The 18,711-nt window shown below is 51.8% G+C and carries 19 protein-coding genes and 1 pseudogene; 1 reads left to right on the top strand and 19 read right to left on the bottom strand.

Translation table 11 applies throughout. The features are described from left to right. Nucleotides 1-137 precede the first annotated feature (137 nt). From FD23_RS00225 to gmk, 12 genes are all read right to left on the bottom strand, one after another. Nucleotides 138-812 (bottom strand): LPXTG cell wall anchor domain-containing protein, encoded by a 675-nt coding sequence (locus FD23_RS00225; RefSeq protein WP_074027712.1) that lies wholly within the window; start codon nucleotides 810-812, stop codon nucleotides 138-140. Between the two features lie 88 nt (nucleotides 813-900). Continuing rightward, nucleotides 901-1,164: a hypothetical protein gene (locus FD23_RS10035; protein WP_230844862.1), complete on the bottom strand. Its 264-nt coding sequence runs from the start codon at nucleotides 1,162-1,164 to the stop codon at nucleotides 901-903. A gap of 105 nt (nucleotides 1,165-1,269) precedes the next feature. After that, nucleotides 1,270-1,407 (bottom strand): hypothetical protein, encoded by a 138-nt coding sequence (locus FD23_RS09875; protein WP_164477165.1) that lies wholly within the window; start codon nucleotides 1,405-1,407, stop codon nucleotides 1,270-1,272. A gap of 195 nt (nucleotides 1,408-1,602) precedes the next feature. Further along, nucleotides 1,603-2,286 carry a thiamine diphosphokinase gene (locus FD23_RS00215; RefSeq protein ID WP_014565090.1) on the bottom strand — a complete coding sequence of 228 codons (684 nt, stop codon included), beginning with the start codon at nucleotides 2,284-2,286 and terminating at the stop codon, nucleotides 1,603-1,605. A gap of 29 nt (nucleotides 2,287-2,315) precedes the next feature. After that, nucleotides 2,316-3,209 (bottom strand): ribosome small subunit-dependent GTPase A, encoded by an 894-nt coding sequence (gene rsgA, locus FD23_RS00210; protein WP_025895754.1) that lies wholly within the window; start codon nucleotides 3,207-3,209, stop codon nucleotides 2,316-2,318. Continuing rightward, nucleotides 3,210-5,216, bottom strand: coding sequence for a Stk1 family PASTA domain-containing Ser/Thr kinase (pknB, locus tag FD23_RS00205; RefSeq protein WP_052933702.1), 2,007 nt, complete (start codon nucleotides 5,214-5,216; stop codon nucleotides 3,210-3,212). Further along, nucleotides 5,206-5,961, bottom strand: coding sequence for a Stp1/IreP family PP2C-type Ser/Thr phosphatase (locus FD23_RS00200; protein WP_025895753.1), 756 nt, complete (start codon nucleotides 5,959-5,961; stop codon nucleotides 5,206-5,208). Before FD23_RS00200 ends, pknB begins: the two co-directional genes overlap by 11 nt. A gap of 5 nt (nucleotides 5,962-5,966) precedes the next feature. Next, nucleotides 5,967-7,283, bottom strand: coding sequence for a 16S rRNA (cytosine(967)-C(5))-methyltransferase RsmB (gene rsmB, locus FD23_RS00195; RefSeq protein WP_052933703.1), 1,317 nt, complete (start codon nucleotides 7,281-7,283; stop codon nucleotides 5,967-5,969). Beyond that, complete coding sequence (fmt, locus tag FD23_RS00190) at nucleotides 7,273-8,220, bottom strand: methionyl-tRNA formyltransferase (RefSeq protein ID WP_003611980.1); 948 nt, start codon at nucleotides 8,218-8,220, stop codon at nucleotides 7,273-7,275. Before fmt ends, rsmB begins: the two co-directional genes overlap by 11 nt. Before the next feature lie 12 nt (nucleotides 8,221-8,232). Further along, a complete protein-coding gene (gene priA / locus FD23_RS00185) occupies nucleotides 8,233-10,614 on the bottom strand; it encodes a primosomal protein N' (RefSeq protein WP_052933704.1) in 2,382 nt (793 codons plus the stop codon). A 62-nt stretch (nucleotides 10,615-10,676) separates the two neighbouring features. Next, nucleotides 10,677-10,898 (bottom strand): DNA-directed RNA polymerase subunit omega, encoded by a 222-nt coding sequence (rpoZ, locus tag FD23_RS00180; protein WP_002879690.1) that lies wholly within the window; start codon nucleotides 10,896-10,898, stop codon nucleotides 10,677-10,679. A gap of 1 nt (nucleotide 10,899) precedes the next feature. Continuing rightward, nucleotides 10,900-11,514: a guanylate kinase gene (gmk, locus tag FD23_RS00175; protein WP_002879689.1), complete on the bottom strand. Its 615-nt coding sequence runs from the start codon at nucleotides 11,512-11,514 to the stop codon at nucleotides 10,900-10,902. A 174-nt stretch (nucleotides 11,515-11,688) separates the two neighbouring features. Here gmk and FD23_RS00170 point away from each other — a divergent pair, with 174 nt between their 5' ends. Next, a complete protein-coding gene (locus FD23_RS00170; protein WP_025895749.1) occupies nucleotides 11,689-11,994 on the top strand; it encodes a hypothetical protein in 306 nt (101 codons plus the stop codon). A gap of 161 nt (nucleotides 11,995-12,155) precedes the next feature. Here the strand turns inward: FD23_RS00170 and FD23_RS10030 are convergent. From FD23_RS10030 to FD23_RS00130, 7 genes and pseudogenes are all read right to left on the bottom strand, one after another. Next, nucleotides 12,156-12,842: pseudogene (locus tag FD23_RS10030) on the bottom strand (peptide ABC transporter substrate-binding protein); the annotation flags it as partial. 209 nt (nucleotides 12,843-13,051) lie between these two features. Further along, nucleotides 13,052-14,740 carry a DNA repair protein RecN gene (gene recN, locus FD23_RS00155; RefSeq protein ID WP_025895744.1) on the bottom strand — a complete coding sequence of 563 codons (1,689 nt, stop codon included), beginning with the start codon at nucleotides 14,738-14,740 and terminating at the stop codon, nucleotides 13,052-13,054. 21 nt (nucleotides 14,741-14,761) lie between these two features. Then, nucleotides 14,762-15,577, bottom strand: a complete 816-nt coding sequence (locus tag FD23_RS00150) for a TlyA family RNA methyltransferase (RefSeq protein WP_052933705.1) — start codon at nucleotides 15,575-15,577, stop codon at nucleotides 14,762-14,764. Continuing rightward, on the bottom strand, nucleotides 15,577-16,440 hold the full coding sequence (locus FD23_RS00145) for a polyprenyl synthetase family protein (protein ID WP_025895743.1): 864 nt from the start codon (nucleotides 16,438-16,440) through the stop codon (nucleotides 15,577-15,579). The genes FD23_RS00150 and FD23_RS00145 overlap by 1 nt, the downstream gene beginning before the upstream one ends. A 4-nt stretch (nucleotides 16,441-16,444) precedes the next feature. Next, nucleotides 16,445-16,684: an exodeoxyribonuclease VII small subunit gene (locus FD23_RS00140; RefSeq protein WP_002879682.1), complete on the bottom strand. Its 240-nt coding sequence runs from the start codon at nucleotides 16,682-16,684 to the stop codon at nucleotides 16,445-16,447. After that, on the bottom strand, nucleotides 16,677-18,047 hold the full coding sequence (xseA, locus tag FD23_RS00135; protein ID WP_025895742.1) for an exodeoxyribonuclease VII large subunit: 1,371 nt from the start codon (nucleotides 18,045-18,047) through the stop codon (nucleotides 16,677-16,679). Before xseA ends, FD23_RS00140 begins: the two co-directional genes overlap by 8 nt. Beyond that, a partial coding sequence (locus FD23_RS00130; protein WP_236743847.1) for a tetrahydrofolate dehydrogenase/cyclohydrolase catalytic domain-containing protein occupies nucleotides 18,034-18,711 on the bottom strand: 678 nt, incomplete at its 5' end. The genes FD23_RS00130 and xseA, both read right to left, overlap by 14 nt.

Genomic DNA, 18,711 nt, shown 5'->3' with positions numbered 1-18,711 from the left:
GCATTTCCAAATATGATTAAAATAATACTACTGAAAAATTAAAATGTAAATATGCTATTATAATTTTTTAAAAAACTGTATACAAAAAGCGGCTCTGAAATAGAGTCGCTTTTCCAATACTTTTATTATTTATACAATTACTTTTCGTTCTTCTTACGCCGGCCAAAGGCGAAGAGACTTGCACTGGCCAGCAGTGCCACAATCCCTGCCAAAAAGGCGGACTTATTCTGGCTTTCGCCGGTTTGCGGCAAAGTTACGCTTGCTTTTGCCGGATCCTTAACAGCAGAGGTTGCTGGAGCAGTCTTTTGAACAGGGCTGGCTGGAGCGGCTTGCTTTTTGCCAGTTGTCTTGGTTTCACTCTTGCCAGCTGGAATTACGATAGTTTCGGTTTCCCCGGAGTCAGCCGGATTTTCACTTGGTTCGTCTTCGCTTGGAGCAGTCGGAGTTTCGCTCGGCTCGTTTGCTTCTTCCAAAGCTTCCAAAATAGCCAGGTGCTTCTTTGCTTCAGTAAGTGCCAAATCCGCTGCTTCCCTGTTTACGCTGGCCAGTTTGCTTTGTGCTGCCTTGTCTGCTGCAGAAGCTTCTTTATCGGCTTCCAATGCCTTTTGGGCATCAGCAGTCTTTTCCTGCTTAGCCGCAGCAAGAGTTTCATTTGCCGTAGTCAAAGCTGCTTGCTTAGCAGACAGGTTGCTTTCGGCGCTTGCGAGTTCTCGTTTGGCTTGAGAAAGCTTAGCGTCAGCTGCCTTGAGCGCGTCAGCCTTTTCATCAATCGTCTTTTGAGCGGCAGAAGTTGCTTCTTGCGCCTTAGTCAATTTTTCCTTTTCAAGGCGTCATTGGCCACTACCTTAGGTAAAGCCTGGTATTCCTGCTCAGCTTCGCTTTCGGCTGCCTTCTTTGCAGCTAAGTCTTTATTTGCGGCGTCGCTGGCAGCCTTAGCCTCGTCAGTTCCTTAACCTGGCCGTTTACCCGGTCAACTGCCTTTTTCTCTTGATCAACCTTATCTTGAGCTTGGCTTACCTTGCCTTCTTGGTCAGCCAAAGCTGCTTGAGCTTCATCATCAGCCGTCTTGGCTGCTTGCGCCTTCTGGCTGGCTGAGTCTGCCGTCATTTCAGTTGCACTTGCTTCATCTTCGGCAGCCTTTTCTGCCTCTTGCGCGCTTGACAAGTTTTCCTCGCTCTTTTGGGCTTGGTCTGCCGCGCTCTTAGCTGCCTTAGCAGCTTGGGCCTTCTTGTCAGTGGCCGCCTTAGCAGCAGCTTACGCCAAACTTGCTTAAATCATCTTGCGCCTTTTTCTGCGCTCCTTCAGCTTGACGCTGCCTTGACTAACCGCGCCTACACCGACCACGCCAATCCCGGCAGTCGCGACTACAGCAATTTTCCGTAAATCTTTCTTCGCTTTATTTTCCATATGACTCACCTCTATAAACACACAATAGTTCGAGATAATATCTCTTAACTTTTATTATATAAATAAGTCATTTACTGCTGAGCGCTTTCATGGAAGAATATTTGCATTTCTTTGTAAAATCACGTCAAAGGTGCAAAAAAGTCCCGCTTTTCAGCGAGACTTTTTTATAATATTAATTAAACTATCTTTTGCAAATCAAGCCATTTGGTAGCGGTCTAAATCTTTAGAATAAACAACCGCTACTAAGCCTTTCTTCAAGGATAACCGGCAGCTATCCTTATCCGGCAAAAACTCATTAGAAGTAAAGGAGCGTAGGTAGTCGCCGCTATAAGGAGCCAGGTCATACAAGGCCCCCTCAATCGTCAAATCTTCTACTGGCAGAAGGCAGGTCACCCCAAAGTAGCTATAGTCCTGCTTCTTCATCTCGTAGCTGCCAGCTTGCCGGTAAAAAATCAGATTCTGCTTGTCAATCAAGGTCAGCTGGTTGGCATACTTGCGCAGGTCCGGGTTCAAAATGCCAAAAGCATTGATCGCCGCGTGGTCAAGCCGGCCGCCAGTAGCCCCGTAAACCTTTAGCTGGTCAATCTTATAATCGCCAAAAGCAATCCCCAGCATCAATTCTGAATCAGTCCAGTCCTTCTTGGGCACCGAATAGCGGATATCCGCGACCGTCCCTTCTACCCAGGCCAGTTCATCAGCCTTCAGCGAGTCAAAATCCCCGATTGCCAAATCCGGCTTAAAACCTAATTCCAGCAAAAGCAGCGCTCCCCGGTCGACCCCAATCAAAAGGTCACCCTTAGCTTGCGCCTGCTTCAGCTGCTCCTTCAAATCAGCCGGCCATTCTTCCTTTGGCCCGCCAAGCAACACTGCCGCGTCCATCACAAAACACCCTACCCTAACTTATTTCATCACTTCAAATATTCCGGCATCCGGCCTTCCTCGATTTCCGTCCGCATGGCCAGATAGTCATCATAGCGGAAAGCTGCGATTTCACCTAGAGCCAGCTGGTCCTTGACCGCGCACTTCGGTTCGTGCAGGTGCTGGCAGCCCCGGAACTTGCAACCCGTACTCAAGGCCTTAAATTCCTTAAAATACGTACACAGTTCATTCAGCTTGATCGGGGTCAGATCAATTGCCGAAAAGCCTGGGGTGTCTGCTAAAAAGCCTTCCCCTAATTTGAAAAGGGTAACCGTCCGGGTTGTATGTTTTCCCCGGTTCAAGCTGGTTGATATCGCCCCCGTCGCCTGGCCCGCGTCTTCCTTGATAAAGTTCAGCAAAGTTGACTTCCCCGCCCCTGACTGGCCAGCCAGAGTCCAGATCTCGCTTTCCCCGATCTGTTTGGGAAGTTCTGCTGCCAGGCTTTCCCTGTCCAGGTAAACCCGGTAGCCGATCTTTTGGTAGTAAGCCAGCTGGCTTTCAATTTCTGCCAATTTTTCCTTTTCCAGCAGGTCGCTCTTTGACAGGTAGATCGTTACCTTTACTCCCTGCCAGGCAAAAAAGACCAAGAAGCGGTCCAGAAGAGCGGTGGAGAAATCTGGTTCAACTGCCGAAATTACCAAAAGCACGTGATCGACATTAGCCACCGCCGGCCGGCCGATCCGGTTCTTCCGGGGCAGAATCTTCACCAAATAAGCCAAGCCCTGTTCATCCAGCTTGACCTGCACGCTGTCACCGACCTGGGGCTTCTCCCGGTTCTTGCGGAAAACGCCCCGGGCCCTGGTCCGCACGACTCCTGCCGGCGTTTGCACGTCGTAGTAGCCGGCAATTAAAGAAACTACCGTTCCTTGTACTATTTCTGCCATTTAATTCCCGCTTTCACTGTCATCTGCCGAAATCGTCTCATCAACTACAGTTTGGTCATCACGGACAATCTTAATCTTACCGTCACCCTTAGTAACAGAAAAAGTGATCGTAAAGTCCGTGTCCTTGGTAATGTAAAGGTCCCGGTAAATATTGCCGAGACTGTGGTTGTCATCCTGGATATAAATCCGGACATGGTTGCCCTGGCTGGAGGAAGAGCTGGAGCTTGACTCACTTGAGCTTGATGAGCTCTCTGCAGCCTGGTAGTCAACCGTGAAGGTCTTCTTGACCTCTTTCTTCTCAGCCCCCTTGGAGACAGTAATCGTCAAAGTATCACCCTCAGAGACCTCGCTGCTAGCGGCAGGATCAGTGGAAATCACGTCACCGCTGTCCACGCTGTCCGAGTGGTCCTTCTCAACCTTGACGTTGAGCTTCTTGCTCTTGGCGTAAGACTGGGCGTCTTCCAGGCTCTTGCCCGTCAGATCGGCCAGTTTAAAAGTTGCCTTCTTGCTGCTGGAGGAGCTTGAAGGCTTAGGCTGGTCTTCTAAAGCCACGGCTACCACCAAAGTGATCGTTGTCTTAGAGGCATCTACCTTGCGGCCGGCCTTGACGCTTTGGGAAATGATCAAGCCTGGCAGGTACTCATTTGATGGTGCCTCCCGGCTCTTGACCTTGAAGCCCAGCTTGTTCAGCTTCTTTTTGGCGGTCGACAAATAAAGGCCCTCAACATCGGGCACCTTGGGCAAGTTTGGTCCCTTAGACACCAGCAGGTTGACCTTTTCCCTTTTGTCAACGGGACTGTTGGCCTTCGGCGTGGTCGAAATCACCTTGCCTTTTTTAACATCGCTGGAGTAAGTCCGCTTAACAGCACCTACTGCCAGGCCCGAGCTCTTCAAAGAAGTCTTGGCTGCCTTCTCCGTCATGTTCACGACGTCCGGCACCCGGACATTGTTATGGCCAACTGCCAAAAACATGAAGAGCAGGATGGCAAAAAACGGGAATAATGACCCAATCCACCACCACTTATATTTCTTGATACTAGCCCAGAAAGACCGCTTCTTTGGTTCTTCAGCCTTGCCTTCCTTGGCCTTCTCAGCCTGCATGACCTTGCCGTTCAAGGCTGGCAGGATCTTAGTTTCATCATTATTGCCGTAGCTTGGCCGGTAAATTGCTTCGCCTGCCCTGCTCGGATCCAGACTGGAGTCCAGGTCTGCCTTCATTTCAGCCACGGAAGCATACCTGTCCCGCGGATCCTTGGCCGTCGCTTTTAAAACAACGTTTTCCAGGGCCTGGGGAATGGCCTTGTTTTGCTTTCTAAGGGACGGAATATCGTCTTCAGCATGCTTGAGGGCAATTGCCACCGGCGTTTCCCCATTAAAGGGTACATGGCCAGTCAAGGCCTCATACAGGATGATCCCCAAAGAATAGATGTCAGACTGCTTGGTGACCATCCCGCCCCGGGTCTGCTCAGGAGACATATAGTGCACCGAACCCAGGACCGAGTTGGTCTGGGTAATCGCGCTTTGGTTCAAGGCGACCGCGATACCGAAGTCAGCAATTTTGATGTTGCCTTTTTCATCCATCAAAATATTCTGCGGCTTCAAATCGCGGTGAATCACATTGTGCTTGTGGGCCAGCTCCATCGCTGACAAAATCTGGTCCATGATGTTGATGACCTGCGGGAGGGGAATCGGGCTGTTTTCCCGGATATAGTCCTTTAAGTCAGGTCCCTTCACGTATTCCATGACCATATATGGCAGGCCATGGTCGGTCCCCACGTCAAAAACGGAGACAATATTAGGATGGCTCAGTTCACTGGTGGCCAGGGCCTCTCTTTGAAAGCGGGCCAGAACCTGGGAGTCCTTCTGCAAATCAAGGCGAATAATTTTAACGGCGACCTGTCTCTTCAAAATTATGTCATCAGCCAGGTAGACGTTGGCCATTCCGCCTTCACCCAGGGTGTCGACGATCCGGTAACGGTCTCCAAGCAAATAACCTTTATTGATCACTCGCGCCATCCTCCTCATTTACGGCCAGGCAGACGGTGATATTGTCGCCGCCGCCCAGACGATTGGCTTCATTGACCAACTTGTTGCACCTCTCCTGCAGGTTCAGGCCCTTGGTCGCCAAAACCTGTTGAATCAAAGGATCCGATAGGGAATTGGTCAAGCCGTCAGTGCAGAGAAGGAGCACGTCGTCAGTCTTCATTTCAAGTTCATTATATTCCGGATCAATAGTGCTTGAAACGCCTAAGGCTTGCGTAATGATATTTTTCTGCGGGTGGGTCTTCGCCTGTTCTTTGGTGATCTGCCCCATCTTGACCAGTTCATTGACTAAAGAGTGGTCTTCAGTGATCTGGCGGAAATTCCCTTCAGAGTAGCTGTAGGCCCGGGAGTCACCCAGGTGGGCAAGCAAGACTTCATGGTCAAAGAACATGGCCAGGACAATCGTCGTGCCCATCCCGTTCAAGTCCGGGAAGCGGTCTGCGGCCTTCAGAATCGTTTCGTTTTCTGAGCGCAGCTGGACGTCCAGCCATTTTCTAGCCAGATTCTTGTCGTGCAGGTCGGTGTTAGCAAAATTGTGGCCCAAGTGGCTGACTGCCATCGTGGAAGCAACGTCGCCGCCCTGGTGGCCCCCCATCCCATCACAGACGATGGCCATGGTTGCCCCAACGCGATTCTGAAAAATCTGAACGAAGTCTTGATTGCTCTCTCTAACTCTACCAATGCTTGAAGCAAATGCCGTTTTAATCACAAGTACTAACCTCTTGTCGTAAACTTGGCAATGAAAAATCCATCACTGTTGTAGCTGTCGGGCAGGATCTTCAGCATCCCCTTGGGCGCGGAGATCTTGGCCGTTTCAAATGGTTTCAATGCAAAATCTGGATGCGCGGCTAAAAATCTCCGCACGTTTTCTTCGTTTTCTTCTACAGAGATTGAGCAGGTGGAGTAGACTAACTCCCCGCCCTTTTTCAGCAAGCCGGATACTTCGTTCAAAATGTCCAGTTGGATTTCAGCCAAATGGCTGATGTCTTCCGCTGTTTTCGTGTAGCGGATTTCCGGCTTGCGGCGCAGCAGTCCCAGACCGGAACATGGTGCGTCTATCAATATCTTATCAAATTCTTGCCCGGAAAAATACTCCCTTGCCTTCCGCGCGTCCAAAGCTTTGACCTTGACCCGGTCAGCAACCCGCATTCTGGCGGCATTTTCCTTGACCAGACGCAATTTCTTTTCATGGATATCCAGAGCAGTCACTTGCCCGTCAGGCAATTGCTCAGCTATTTGAATGGTCTTGCCGCCTGGGGCGCTGCAGGCATCAAGGGCCTGCTCATTTCCCTTAAAGTCAAAGGCTTCTGCCACCAGGCTGGCTGCTTCGTCTTGCACCGTCACTTCACCATCTTTGAAAAAGTCGGTCATCACGATCCCGCCCCGGCTTAAGGCATAGCTGCGGCTGGCCAAAGGCGACTCCTGAGGGGCAAAATGGGCCCGGTCCAGGTCCCGGACGACCCGCTTTTCATCAGCCAAAGCCGAAATCCGGATTTCGTTTTTCGCCTTGCTGTTGAAGCTGGCCATGATTTTTTCTGCCCTGCTCTTGCCCCAGTTGGCTACGAAATAATCGCTCAGCCAAAGGGGCATGCTGCACTTGACGCTGAGATAGTCTGGCGCGTCTTTTTCCGGCAGGACCTCTCCTCGCCGTAAAAGCGAGTGCAAAATCCCGTTAACCAGGCGGTAGCCGCTAGATTTTGGCCGGCCATAGGCCTTAGCCAGCTTGTTGGCCTCGTCTAAGACTGCCCGATTTGGCACCTTATCTAAAAAGAAGATCTGGTAGGCCGACATCAATAAAAGGGGCTTGATATATGGCTCTCTCAGCCGGGCCTTGACCAGGTCCTTGAGCTGGTATTCCAGGTAAAGCTGGTATTGGATGGTCCCATAGACCAGGTTGGTGGCCAGCCGGCTCTCTTCACCCGGCAGCTTAGCCGCCTTTAACGCGTGGTTTAAGCTGATATTTGAATATGAGCCCTGGTTAATCACCTTCATCAAGGTGGCCAAAGCCACGGTGCGGGCGTTAGTCTTCATCTACGATCTTTTCTCCTGCTGCAAACTTCTTCCCCTGCCCGTTCAAAAAGTCCTTGATGGCCATGGCCTTCTTGCCATTTGGCTGGACTTCAAGCAGGTTCAAGACCGTGTTGCCGGCAAAGCTGATAGCAAAGCGGCCCTGGTTGGTCAAAAGGTGGCCAGCTGGCAGACTGGTGTTGTCGTCAGCCACTTCTGCCTTCCAAACCTTTAAGCGCTGGCCCTTGATGACCAGGTAGGCGCCTGGGTCCGGATTGAGGGCCCGGATCAAGTCCTTGGCCTCCTTGGCCGTCAATTTCAAGGAAATTCTTTCTTCAGCCTTGCTGATGGTTGGGGAAAAGACTACCTGGCTTGGATCCTGCGGCTTTTTGACAATTTCGCCACTGGCAATCTTTGGCAGAGTTTCCAAAAGCAGGTCCCGGCCAAGCGGAGCCAGTTCTTCGAAGACTTCCCCGCTGGTCTCATCTGGTCTGATCGGCAGGCTGGCCTGGGCATACATGTCGCCGGCGTCCATTTCCTTGACCATTTCCATGATGGTGACCCCGGTTTCCGCATCCCCGTTTCTGACCGCATACTGGATCGGTGCCCCGCCCCGGTATTTCGGCAAAAGGGATCCGTGCACGTTAACAGCAGCGATCTTAGCGGACTTCAGGAATTTGGTCGGCAAAAACTGGCCAAAGGCCGCGGTGATGATGAAATCGGCGTCAAGCTGCAGCAATTCGTCAAGTTCAGCTGACTTGGACAGGCGGACTGGCTGGTATAAAGGCAAGTCGTTGGCCAAAGCCACTTCCTTGACCGGGGAGTAAACGACCTTTTGCTTGCGGCCAACCTTCTTGTCCGGCTGGGTGACCACAGCCAAAATATGATAACCGGCCTTGATTAGGCCTTCCAAAACTGTAGCGCCGAATTGCGGCGTTCCTAAAAAGATTACTGAATTCACGTTTTTATTCCTTTACATAATTCTCTCTGGCTCTGAATCGATCTCAACAGTCAAGCCGTACTTTTTCACTTCCTGGGCCTGGTCCTGGATCTGATGCAGGAGCTCATTTAAGTGTTTTTCTCTTTTATATTTTACCAGTATTTGGTAATAATACTGGCTATTTAAGCGGCTGATCGTTGCCGGAGCCGGCCCTAAGATAATAGTCGGCGCCCGCAATTCCCTCTGCAATTGCCGTTTGATTTTAAAAGCCTCCCGGGCCGCGTTTTGCTCATTTTTGGCTGAAACGGAGACCAGGACCGTGTAAAAGTAAGGCGGGTAGTCGCCGGCATGGCGGACCTGCATTTCTTTAGCGTAAAAAAGCTCATAGTCCTGCTTTTGCGCCAGGTGGATAGCGTAGTGGTCCGGATTATAAGTCTGGATCATGACCTGCCCTTCCTTGTCGGCCCGCCCTGCCCGGCCAGCTACTTGCGTGAGCAGCTCAAAAGTCCGCTCAGAAGCGTTGTAGTCGGGCAGCCATAAACCAGTGTCAGCATTGATTACCCCAACCAAAGTTACATTAGGGAAGTCCAGGCCCTTGGCGATCATCTGCGTGCCCAGCAAGATGTCGGCTTCTCCTTGGCCAAAACTGGTCAAAATCTTGTCATAGCTGCCCTTCCTCCGGGTCGTGTCCACGTCCATGCGGAGGATTTTAGCTTGCGGAAAAAGCTCAGCCAGCTCTTCTTGCACCTTCTGCGTTCCCGTCCCCAAAAAGCGGATCTGCCGGTCCCGGCAGTTGGGACAAATTTCCGGAACAGCTTCTTGGTAGCCGCAATAGTGGCACTGCATAGTACAAGTGTCCTTATGCATGGTCAAGGACAAGTCGCAGTTAGGGCACTTTAAAACAAAGCCGCAATTGCGGCAGAGCATGAAGTTGGCAAAGCCCCGCCGATTTAAAAGCAGGATTACCTGCTCTTTTTTCTCCAGCCGCTTTTGAATCGCCGCAGCCAATGGACAGGAGATGTCAAACTGGCTGCCGGCAAACTGCACGTGCTTTAAGTCAAGCAGGTCGACTCGCGGTAAAGGCTGGCTCTTGGCCCGCTTTTTTAAGCGCAAAAGCTGGTAGACCCCCTTTTGGGCCCGGGCCCGGCTGGCCAAAGACGGCGTCGCGCTACCCAAAATCAAGGGACAGTGGTGGTAGCGGGACCGCCAAATTGCCACGTCCCGGGCATGGTAGCGGGGATTGTTGTCCTGCTTGTAGGAGCCTTCATGCTCTTCATCGATAATGATGAGGCCTAAATTGTCCAAGGGGGCAAAAACCGCGCTTCTAGCGCCTACGACCACCTGGGCCTGCCCCCGGCGGATCCTGCGCCATTCGTCATAGCGCTCACCTTCCGACAAGGCCGAGTGTAAAACCGCCACCTGCTGGCCAAAGCGAGCCTGGACCTGCTTGACCATCTGGGGGGTCAGGGAAATTTCCGGCACCAGCATCAAGGCTGCCCTGCCCAAGGCCAGGGCCTGGCTGATCGCCTGCAGGTATACTTCGGTTTTCCCGGACCCTGTCACTCCTTCTAAAAGAATGGTCTGGCTGACCCGGCCCTTGATGTCCTGGCTGACCCGGCTCAAGGCCGCGGCCTGCTCGTCATTTAGGTCTAAAGGCCGGCTGAGAGCAACCGGCTTGGTTGGCCGCCGGTATTTTTCCTGGTCTTTTTCCTGCAGCCATTTCTTGCTGACCGCCGTTTTTAAAGTTGCTGAACTGATGCCCAGACCGGTCAATTCTTCCCGGCTTTTAGGATAAGCCGCAAAGTCCCCGGCCAAATCTGCCAGCAATTTTCTTTGCTGGCTGGCCGTTTTTCTAGTTTCTAAAAAAATCTCCTGGTAGTCAGCGGCCGATAGAAGCGGATAGTAGACTGAAACCAGCTTCTTTTTCGCCTTATTTTCAACCAGGTATTCTATCCTGGCCTCCCCCTTATTCAGGAGCTGCTTGACCAGCTTGATCAGACGTGGCTCTTCTAAGTTGGCCAAATCCACCGGGTCTCCCGCAAAAAGAGGCATTTGCTCTGCCCGCGGGCTATTTGGCAGGAGGATTTTCCGGTAATTGGCCCGCATTACCCCCGGTAGCATGGTCTTGAGGATACTGATCCGGTAGGCAAAAATCTGCCGGGCCAGGTCGCTGGACAGGGCGACCAGCTCTGGAGTCAAAGGCGGCATTTCATCGACCACTAAGAGCAGGTCCTTTAACTGGCCGGTAAAGTCGCTGCTTTTTTTTACCGCGACGACAAAGCCCTGGACCTTGCGACGGCCAAAAGGCACCACTACCCGGCTGCCAATTTCAACTTCCAGGTCATCAGGGATATGGTATTCAAAAACGCGGTCAGTCTGGTGGGCGGCCACATCGACAATAACTTCTGCGATCAAGTCCTTCTCCCTTCCTTTATGCTAAAAGAGGAGCGGGCTTCTGGTCCGCTCCTCTTCAAGGATTATTTGTCAGCTTCACCGTGAGGGTCAGCGTCAATCGTTACCTTGCCGGCGGCAATTTCTTCCAATGCCTGGCCGACCGGCTTCAAGTTGTGGTAGTTGTCCAAAGCACCCGGCTTGCCGGCTTCCAGTTCACCAGCCCGCTTGGCAGCCAGAACTGACAGTGAGTATCTTGAATCAACTTCATCTAGCAGCTTGTCAATTGATGGATAGGTAATTCTCATCTTAGTCCTCCTTAACCATTTTCCGATAATCACCGATCACGCGCTTGACGCTGACGTGTTCAGCGTCAACGATTGCTTTAATGTGGTTGACGGCGTTGGCGACAGTGTCGTTGACTACCGCGTAATCATAGTCCTGCATCACCAGAATTTCCTTGCGCGCTTGGGCAATTCTGCCCCGGATCACGTCTTCGGATTCCGTGCCCCGGTGTTCCAGCCGGTCTCTTAAAGTGTGCAGGTCAGGCGGCGTCAAGAAAATAAAGACGCCTTCTGGCATTTGTTGGCGAACCGTTCTGGCCCCGTTGACATCGATTTCCAGCAAGACGTCCTTGCCGGCAGCCAACATTTCCTTGACCGGGCCCAAAGGGGTCCCGTAAAGGTTGCCGACGTACTCGTTGTATTCCAGCAGCTGATTATCAGCAATCGCCTGCTTGAATTCTTCCCTGGTCACAAAGTAGTAGTCTTTCCCGTTCACTTCGCCTTCACGGGGCTTGCGGGTAGTCATTGAGACTGAGTATTCGAAGGGGAAGACCTTGTGTTCAACAATTGCGCTTTTGACGGTTCCCTTGCCCACCCCGGACGGGCCGGACAAAACCAACAGTAATCCTTTATCTGCCATGATAGCTCCTTTTTTGACTAGTAATTCTATTTTGGACCATAAGCGCCTTCTTATCAAGTCTTAAGGCCGAAAAAAGCTTTTTTAAAAAAAGGGGCTTGTTTTTTCGAATACTTGTTCGTATAATATGTTTACAAACAGGCGTTCGAAAATGATTTACTTAAAGGAGTATTCACCATGTCCAAATTTCAAAACTTTGCCAGCCAAGCCGCTCAGCCCCTTAAGAAGGTCTTTCACTATCTCTTTGCTTATGACGAAGACCGGCTCACCCTCCGCGGCGACAGCCTGGCAGTTAACTTAGCTAAATTGCAGCTGGCCTTCTTGAAGAGGCAGTATCTCCTGGTCACCTTGAATGACGGCAGCTGGCGGGTTGGCAAGATCACCAAGCGGATTTCACCCAGCCGCTTCGTTTTCCGCGATGCCGACAACAAGATTTTTTACTTGCTTGACATTAATGACATTTTAACAGTTGAGCTGCCTTAAAGCAAAAAAGAGCCTGGCTTTTCCAGACTCTTTTTGCACTTATGTTCTCTTACGCTTTTCGTTATTTCACGCTGGCGTACTTGAACTGCCAGCCGCCGAAGTTGTCGTTGTAGACATTATTGATTTCCGGTCTGATCAAGTAAGCAGTTGAGATACTACTTGTTCTTGACCATCTTCCAAGACAGGTTGGACCCCGTCCAGCCTTTTTGCATATACGGCCCGTTATAAAGCATGTACTTTGAAGCCGTCCCGTAGTTGGACCCGTACTTCTTGACCGCCTTTTCTGCCTGCGGGAAGAAGAGGGCGAAAGCCATCAAGTTCTTGAAGTAAAGAATCCGCCGGTCCAAAGTCACGACCAGCTTGTAGTCGCCTTCTGCTTTCACGCCCAGGCTGGATAAAGGCTTCTTGCCGGCAGTAATAGCCGTGGCATTCTTGATGCCGTCAAACAAGTAGGCATATTCTGAAGCCGTCTTAGGGTTGACCGTTCTTCACCAGGAATAGACAAAGTCCTTGGCCGTGACCGGACTGCCATCACTCCACTTGGACTTGCACAAAGTAAAAGGTATAGAGGTCTTGCCGTCCTTGGAAACCTTGCTGCTGGTGGCCAGGGCCGGCATCAACTTGCCATTTTTCCCGGTCCGGTACAAGCCTTCCATTGTGTTCCGCAATTGGTCAAAGCTGACAGTATCACTGGGCTTGGACATGTCAATGGTCGAAATTTCAGCTGAAGTCGACCAGGAAAATTCCTGCTTCTTGCTGGCCTGGCTATTGGATTTGCCGCAAGCCGTCAGCATAATCATTGACAAGGCCGCCAGAGCCAGCGGTGCTTTATTCTTAATTGATCTCATCTTTTCGTCCTCTCTTTCTTGCAGATTTTTACTGGTCCAGAAATACATTATATTTTCTGGGAGTATGTTTAAACTTAAATCAAAACAGCAATTATCCATTGTCAACGCTTTTCACCTGCAATTAAAGCAGAAATTGCGTATTCTTCCCATGCGCATTCAAAAAACTCTCCTGCCTTCTGGCAAGAGAGTTATTTTTTGATAATTATTTTCTAATCTTGTTTCCGCTGACTGGCAATCAGGTCGGCCGCGTTTTGCTCAGCAGCTTCGCTGACATTAGCTCCGGCCATCATCTGGGCGATCATCTTGATGCTGCTGTCTTCATTAAGTTCCTTGACCTGGGTAAAGGTCTCACCGGCTGCAACCTGCTTGGCGATGGCAAAGCGGTGGTCGGCGCTGGCCGCTACCTGCGGGGAGTGGGTGATGGCGATAACCTGCTTTTGGCCGGCAATCGCGTGCATCTTCTTGCCGATGGCCGCTGCCACCCGGCCGGAAACCCCGGTGTCAATTTCATCAAAGACCATGGTGCCAACCGGCTCAACCCGGGAGAAGATAGCCTTTAGGGCCAGGATCAGCCGGGACTGTTCCCCGCCGGAAACGATCTTGACCAGTGGCATCAGCTCTTCGCCTGGGTTTGGCGCGATGTAGAAGGCCAGGTCATCAGTCCCCTTGACCGTGAAATTATCAGTCTTGGCGAAGCGGATGGAGAAACGGGCTTTGTCCATGTACAGGTCAGCCAGTTCATGCTTGATCGCTTCTTCCAGCTTCAAGGCGGTAGATTCTCTGGCCTGGTGGAGGTCAGCCGCCATGACTGACATTTTTTCCTCAACAGCGGCTATCTGCTTGACCAGTTCTTCTTCGTCAAGGCCACCAGTTTCAAACTGGCTGAGCTCCTTGGATACTTTTGCATAGAAGTCAAAAACGTCTGCCAGGCTTGGTCCATACTTCTTCTTCAAGTTGTTCAAGAGGTCCAGGCGGTTTTGCACGTACTGGTAGCGTTCTTCATCAAATTCCAAGCTGTCCATGATGTCGCCCAGTTCTGAGCGGGCATCGCTCAGCGAATATACCCCGTCAGTAATGGACTGGGCCACATTCTTGAAGTCCTTGTCCAGGTCGGCCAAATCTTCTGCCGTTCCTTGGGCATCCCCCAGCAGGCTGGTTAAGCCATGCTCGTCATCGTCAAAAAGCTGGATCATGAAGTTGGCGGATTCAGCAATCTTCTGGTAATTGTTCAGCTTGTTGAACTCGTCTTCCAAGTTCTGGTCTTCCTGCTCATCCGTCAAATCCGCTTGGGTCAACTCTTCGACCTGGAACTGGAGGATGTCCTGGCGCTGGGCCAGTTCCCGGCTGTCCCGGCGCAGGTGCTCCAGACGCTGGTTAAGGCTTTGCCAGGTCTGGTATTCAGCCTGGTACTTGCATAAAAGGGGCTTGAAGTCCTTGCCCGCGTATTCATCGACTAGGTCAATCTGCCGGCTTTGGTCCATCAGCATCTGCTGGTCGTTTTGGCCATGGATGTCGACCAGGTACTCACCAATTTTTGCCAAAGCGGTGATGGTGGTCAGTTGCCCGTTGATCCGGATGACGTTCCGGCCCTTGCTGGAAATCTCCCGGCTGATGATCAGGTCATCACCGTCCATCGGCAGGCCGTAGTCATCCGCGATTTGTTCAACTTCCCGCATTTCCTCATCTTGCAGGGTAAAAAGGCCCGTCACCACTGCCTTGCTCTGGCCAGACCGGACCATTTCTTTTTGGGCCCGGTGGCCCAGCAAAAGTGACAAAGCATCGATCAAAATGGACTTGCCGGCCCCGGTTTCCCCGATCAGGACTGTCATTTGCGGCTGAAACTTGATTTTCAGACTCTTAATGATAGCAAAATTCTGGATATCCAATTCTACAAGCATAAGCGTCCCACAGCATCCTTTCTACAGACCCTGGGCAGCCCGGTCAACCAGCTCGCTGACTGAGCTGGACCAGAGATTCTGCCCTGGATTTGCCTGGTCCTTCTTCAAGTGAAGCAAAAATTCAATATTCCCCTTGCCGCCCTTGATTGGTGAATAGTCAACGCCCAAAATGGAAAAGCCAATTTCCAGGGCCTTGGCCATAGTGTGCTCGATCACTGCCTGGTGAACCGCGTGGTCCCGGACGATCCCGTGCTTGCCGACATTTTCCGGACCGGCCTCAAACTGGGGCTTGATCAAGCAGACGGCATCCCCCTGGTCTTTCAAGATTTCATACATCGGCGGCATGATCAAGTCCAGGGAGATAAACGACACGTCGGTCATGGCAAAGTCCGGCAGGCCTTCGGTAAAGTCGGCGGGAACCGAGTAGCGGAAGTTCTGCCGCTCCATCACCACCACCCGGGGGTTATCCCGCAGCTGCCAGGCCAGTTGGTTATAGCCCACGTCCAAGGCATAGACCAGCTTGGCCCCATTTTGCAGGGCCACGTCGGTAAAGCCACCAGTTGAAGCCCCGATATCCAGGCAGACCTTGTCTTTTAAGTCAATGTTCCAGACCTTGACCGCCTTTTCCAATTTGAAACCGCCCCGGGAAACATACTTGAGCTTATCCTTTTTAATGAAAAATTCTTCGTCAACGGGAAACTTCTCCCCGGCCTTATCGATCCGCTGGTGGTTGTGGTCAGTTACAAGACCCGCCATGATGGCTCTTTGGGCCTGAGTTCTGGAGTTAAAAATTCCCTTGGCGGCCAATAATACGTCCGCGCGTTCTTTACTTGCCATTACAGTACCTTCTGATATAAATCCAAAAAGCCCAGCAAAACTTCTGCCTTTTCCCCGGCCAGGTCAGCCTTGCCTTTTTCAATCAGCTGCTTGAGTTCATTTCTGGTTGCCTCTGCCCCCAGCATGGTCAAGCTGTTGTTCTTGCCCACTTCCCGGTCCTTATGGGTCGCCTTGCCCGCTTCTTCCTGGCTTTCAACGATGTCTACCAGGTCGTCATAGAGCTGGTAAGAGCGGCCAAAGTGCTTGGCGAAGGCCAGGTACTTTTGGGCCTGCTGGTCAGGGCAAGCAGCTAATGCCGTGGCCATCTGAACGCTGGCCAAAATCAAGCAGCCGGTCTTCAACCATTCCATGTGGTCAATCACTTCTTCACTGCTGTCTTCATTGTTGGTGGTATCGATGTCCAGATATTGGCCAGCCACCATCCCCTTTGGACCCACAGCTTCAGTAATGATCTCGACCAGCTTCCAGTTATGTTCAGCCTGGGCGATCCACTGGATACCTAAAGGCTGGAGGGCATCCCCGGCCAAAATAGCTTCAGCTTCGCCCCATTTCTTGTGGCTGGTCAATTCCCCCCGCCGGTAATCGTCATTGTCCATGGCCGGCAGGTCATCGTGGATCAAAGAATAGGTATGGATCAGTTCAATCCCGCAGGCGGCCTGGACTTCTTTTTCGGTGATCTCAACGCCCAAGGCGTCTAAAGTTGCCAAAAAGAGCAAAGGCCGCAGGCGCTTGCCCCCAGCCATAACTGAATAAGCCATGATTTCAGCAAAACGGGAGTCATCGCTTTCTTTTGCCAGTTGTCCTTCTAAAAAATCATTGATGATTGGCGTGTACTTAGCTTGAAATTCTTTAAAAGTTGTCATGGCTTTATTCCTTTGGTGCTGAAGCATCGGTTGGATCAAGTTCCTTCTCGCTGCCATCAGACTCGATCAACTTGGCCACGGTGTTTTCGGCCTTGGTCAATTCCTGCTTCAATTCCCGGCTCAGCTTGACTCCGGTCTGGAACTGGGCCAATGATTCTTCCAGTGACAACTGGCCATTTTCCAGCTGGCCAACGATTTCCTGCAGCTCCTTGAGCTGGCTTTCAAAATTGTTCTTCTCAGTCATTCTTTCCTTCCTTAATCTCTTCAATCCGGCCGATGGCCTGGCCATCCTTTAAGTGCAGGCGAACCTGGTCGCCTGGAGCCAATTGCTGAACTGACTTGACCACGTTGCCGCTCGCGTCAGTCGTGTAGCTGTAGCCCCGGGCCAGGGTCTTTAAAGGACTGTAGTCGTCCAGCTGCTGGACGGCCTGCCGGCAGGCAGCCTGCTTTTGTTCCAGAATCCGCTTGATCCCCATTTCCAGGCTCTTGGCCAGGTAGCTGTTTTCCTGCTTAAGCTGCTTGATTCTCCGGTCTGGGGCCTGGTGCTGGAGGCGCTGGGTCAAAAGGCTGAGCTTTTGCCCCTGGTCTTTGACAATTACTTCCATTATCCGGCTCAGCTGCTGGGACAATTGGTCGACCTGCTGCATCTTCTGCTCATAGAGGCGCTGGGGCTCTTTCATGATAAAAGAATTCTCCAGCTGGGCCAGGGCCTGGGCCCGGACCTGGATCACGGCCCGGATGTCGGTCAAAAGCCGGGTCTGCAGCTGGCCAATTTCAGCCAGGACCAGGGGCAGGGCCGGCGTCGCCATTTCAGCGGCTGCCGTTGGCGTAGCCGCCCGGCAGTCAGCTGCCAGGTCACAGAGGGTGGTATCTGTTTCGTGACCAACTGATGAAATCACCGGCATCTTCATGGCATAAACCTGGCGGACCACTTCTTCTTCGTTAAAAGGCCACAGGTCTTCTAAAGACCCGCCCCCCCGGCCGATAATGAGCACGTCATATTCATCTGCCCGGGCTTGGATCTGCTGCATAGCAGAAACCAAGCTGCCAGCTGCGCTTTCCCCTTGCACCTGGGCTGGAAAAAGGTCAATTTCAGCGTGCGGGAAGCGGCGGTTAGCCGTTACCATGATGTCGTGGATGACCGCCCCGGAGGCTGAAGTCACAACAGCGATCTTATCTGGAAAAAGGGGCAGAGGGCGCTTGTGCTCTTGGGCAAAGAGGCCTTCTTTAGCCAGCTTCTCCTGCAGCTGCCTAAAGCGTTCATACAAGGCACCAAGGCCGGCCGGTTCCATGCTTTTGGCATAAAACTGGTAGCTGCCCTGGGCTTCATAAGTTGACAAGCGGCCGGTCACGTAGACCTTCATCCCTTCTTCCGGCTCGAACTTAACCTTGTCAAAGTCTCCGCGGAACATCACCACATTGATTTTAGACTTGTCGTCTTTTAAAGAAAAGTACTGGTGACCACCTCTCCGGAAGCGGAAATTCGACAATTCCCCTTGGAGAAAAATTTGTCGCAGGTAGGGATCCCGGTCAAATTTCTGCTTAACATACCAATTTAATTCACTGACAGTCAGGTACTTTTCGTCCGTCCCCTTAATCGAGTCCATGCTGTCTCCTCGTCAATTTGATGACTTCTTCCATTAAAAACTCTACCGTCAAAGGGCCAACCCCGCCAGGCACAGGCGTGATCCAGCTGGCCTTTTCTTTAACGGGGGCAAAATCAACGTCACCGACCAGGTGGCCGTCCACCCGGTTGATGCCTACATCAATCACGACCGCCCCTTCTTTAACCATGTCCGCCTTGATCATTTCCGCCTTGCCGACCGCGCAGACCAGGATGTCGGCCTGCTTGGTCAAGTCAGCCAAGTTCCGGCTGCGGGAGTGCAGGATTGAGACAGAAGCGTTTCTTTCCAGCATCAAGGCAGCCAGGGGCTTGCCGACAATGTTTGACCGGCCGACAATCACGGCGTTCTTTCCAGTCAAGTCAATTTGGTAGTGGTCCAAAAGAGCAATGATGCCGGCAGCCGTAGCTGGTTCGACAAAGTGCTTGCCCTGCCAGAGGCGGCCGATATTGGCCGGAGTCAGGCAGTCAACGTCCTTCTCCGGATCGATCCTTTCAATGACCCGGTCAGCATTGATCTGCGGGGGAACCGGTAACTGGACCATCAGGCTGGAAACTTCCGGGTCCGCGTTCAAGCTGTCGATCAACTTTAAGACATCCTCTTCGCTTTCATCAGCCGGCAATTGATAAACTACCTGCTTGATGCCCAG

This window comes from Lactobacillus delbrueckii subsp. delbrueckii DSM 20074 = JCM 1012 (assembly GCF_001433875.1).
Lineage (GTDB): Bacteria > Bacillota > Bacilli > Lactobacillales > Lactobacillaceae > Lactobacillus > Lactobacillus delbrueckii.
Note: the sequence above shows the minus strand (reverse complement) of the source record. Positions and strands in the feature narration are given on the sequence as shown.

Coding starts and splice junctions, on each gene's coding strand:
- FD23_RS09875 (WP_164477165.1), bottom strand. CDS start 1,407: ATGGAAAATAAAGCGAAGAAAGATTTACGGAAAATTGCTGTAGTCGCG.
- FD23_RS00215 (WP_014565090.1), bottom strand. CDS start 2,286: ATGGACGCGGCAGTGTTGCTTGGCGGGCCAAAGGAAGAATGGCCGGCT.
- rsgA (WP_025895754.1), bottom strand. CDS start 3,209: ATGGCAGAAATAGTACAAGGAACGGTAGTTTCTTTAATTGCCGGCTAC.
- rsmB (WP_052933703.1), bottom strand. CDS start 7,283: ATGAAGACTAACGCCCGCACCGTGGCTTTGGCCACCTTGATGAAGGTG.
- rpoZ (WP_002879690.1), bottom strand. CDS start 10,898: ATGAGAATTACCTATCCATCAATTGACAAGCTGCTAGATGAAGTTGAT.
- gmk (WP_002879689.1), bottom strand. CDS start 11,514: ATGGCAGATAAAGGATTACTGTTGGTTTTGTCCGGCCCGTCCGGGGTG.
- FD23_RS00170 (WP_025895749.1), top strand. CDS start 11,689: ATGTCCAAATTTCAAAACTTTGCCAGCCAAGCCGCTCAGCCCCTTAAG.
- recN (WP_025895744.1), bottom strand. CDS start 14,740: ATGCTTGTAGAATTGGATATCCAGAATTTTGCTATCATTAAGAGTCTG.
- FD23_RS00150 (WP_052933705.1), bottom strand. CDS start 15,577: ATGGCAAGTAAAGAACGCGCGGACGTATTATTGGCCGCCAAGGGAATT.
- FD23_RS00145 (WP_025895743.1), bottom strand. CDS start 16,440: ATGACAACTTTTAAAGAATTTCAAGCTAAGTACACGCCAATCATCAAT.
- FD23_RS00140 (WP_002879682.1), bottom strand. CDS start 16,684: ATGACTGAGAAGAACAATTTTGAAAGCCAGCTCAAGGAGCTGCAGGAA.
- xseA (WP_025895742.1), bottom strand. CDS start 18,047: ATGGACTCGATTAAGGGGACGGACGAAAAGTACCTGACTGTCAGTGAA.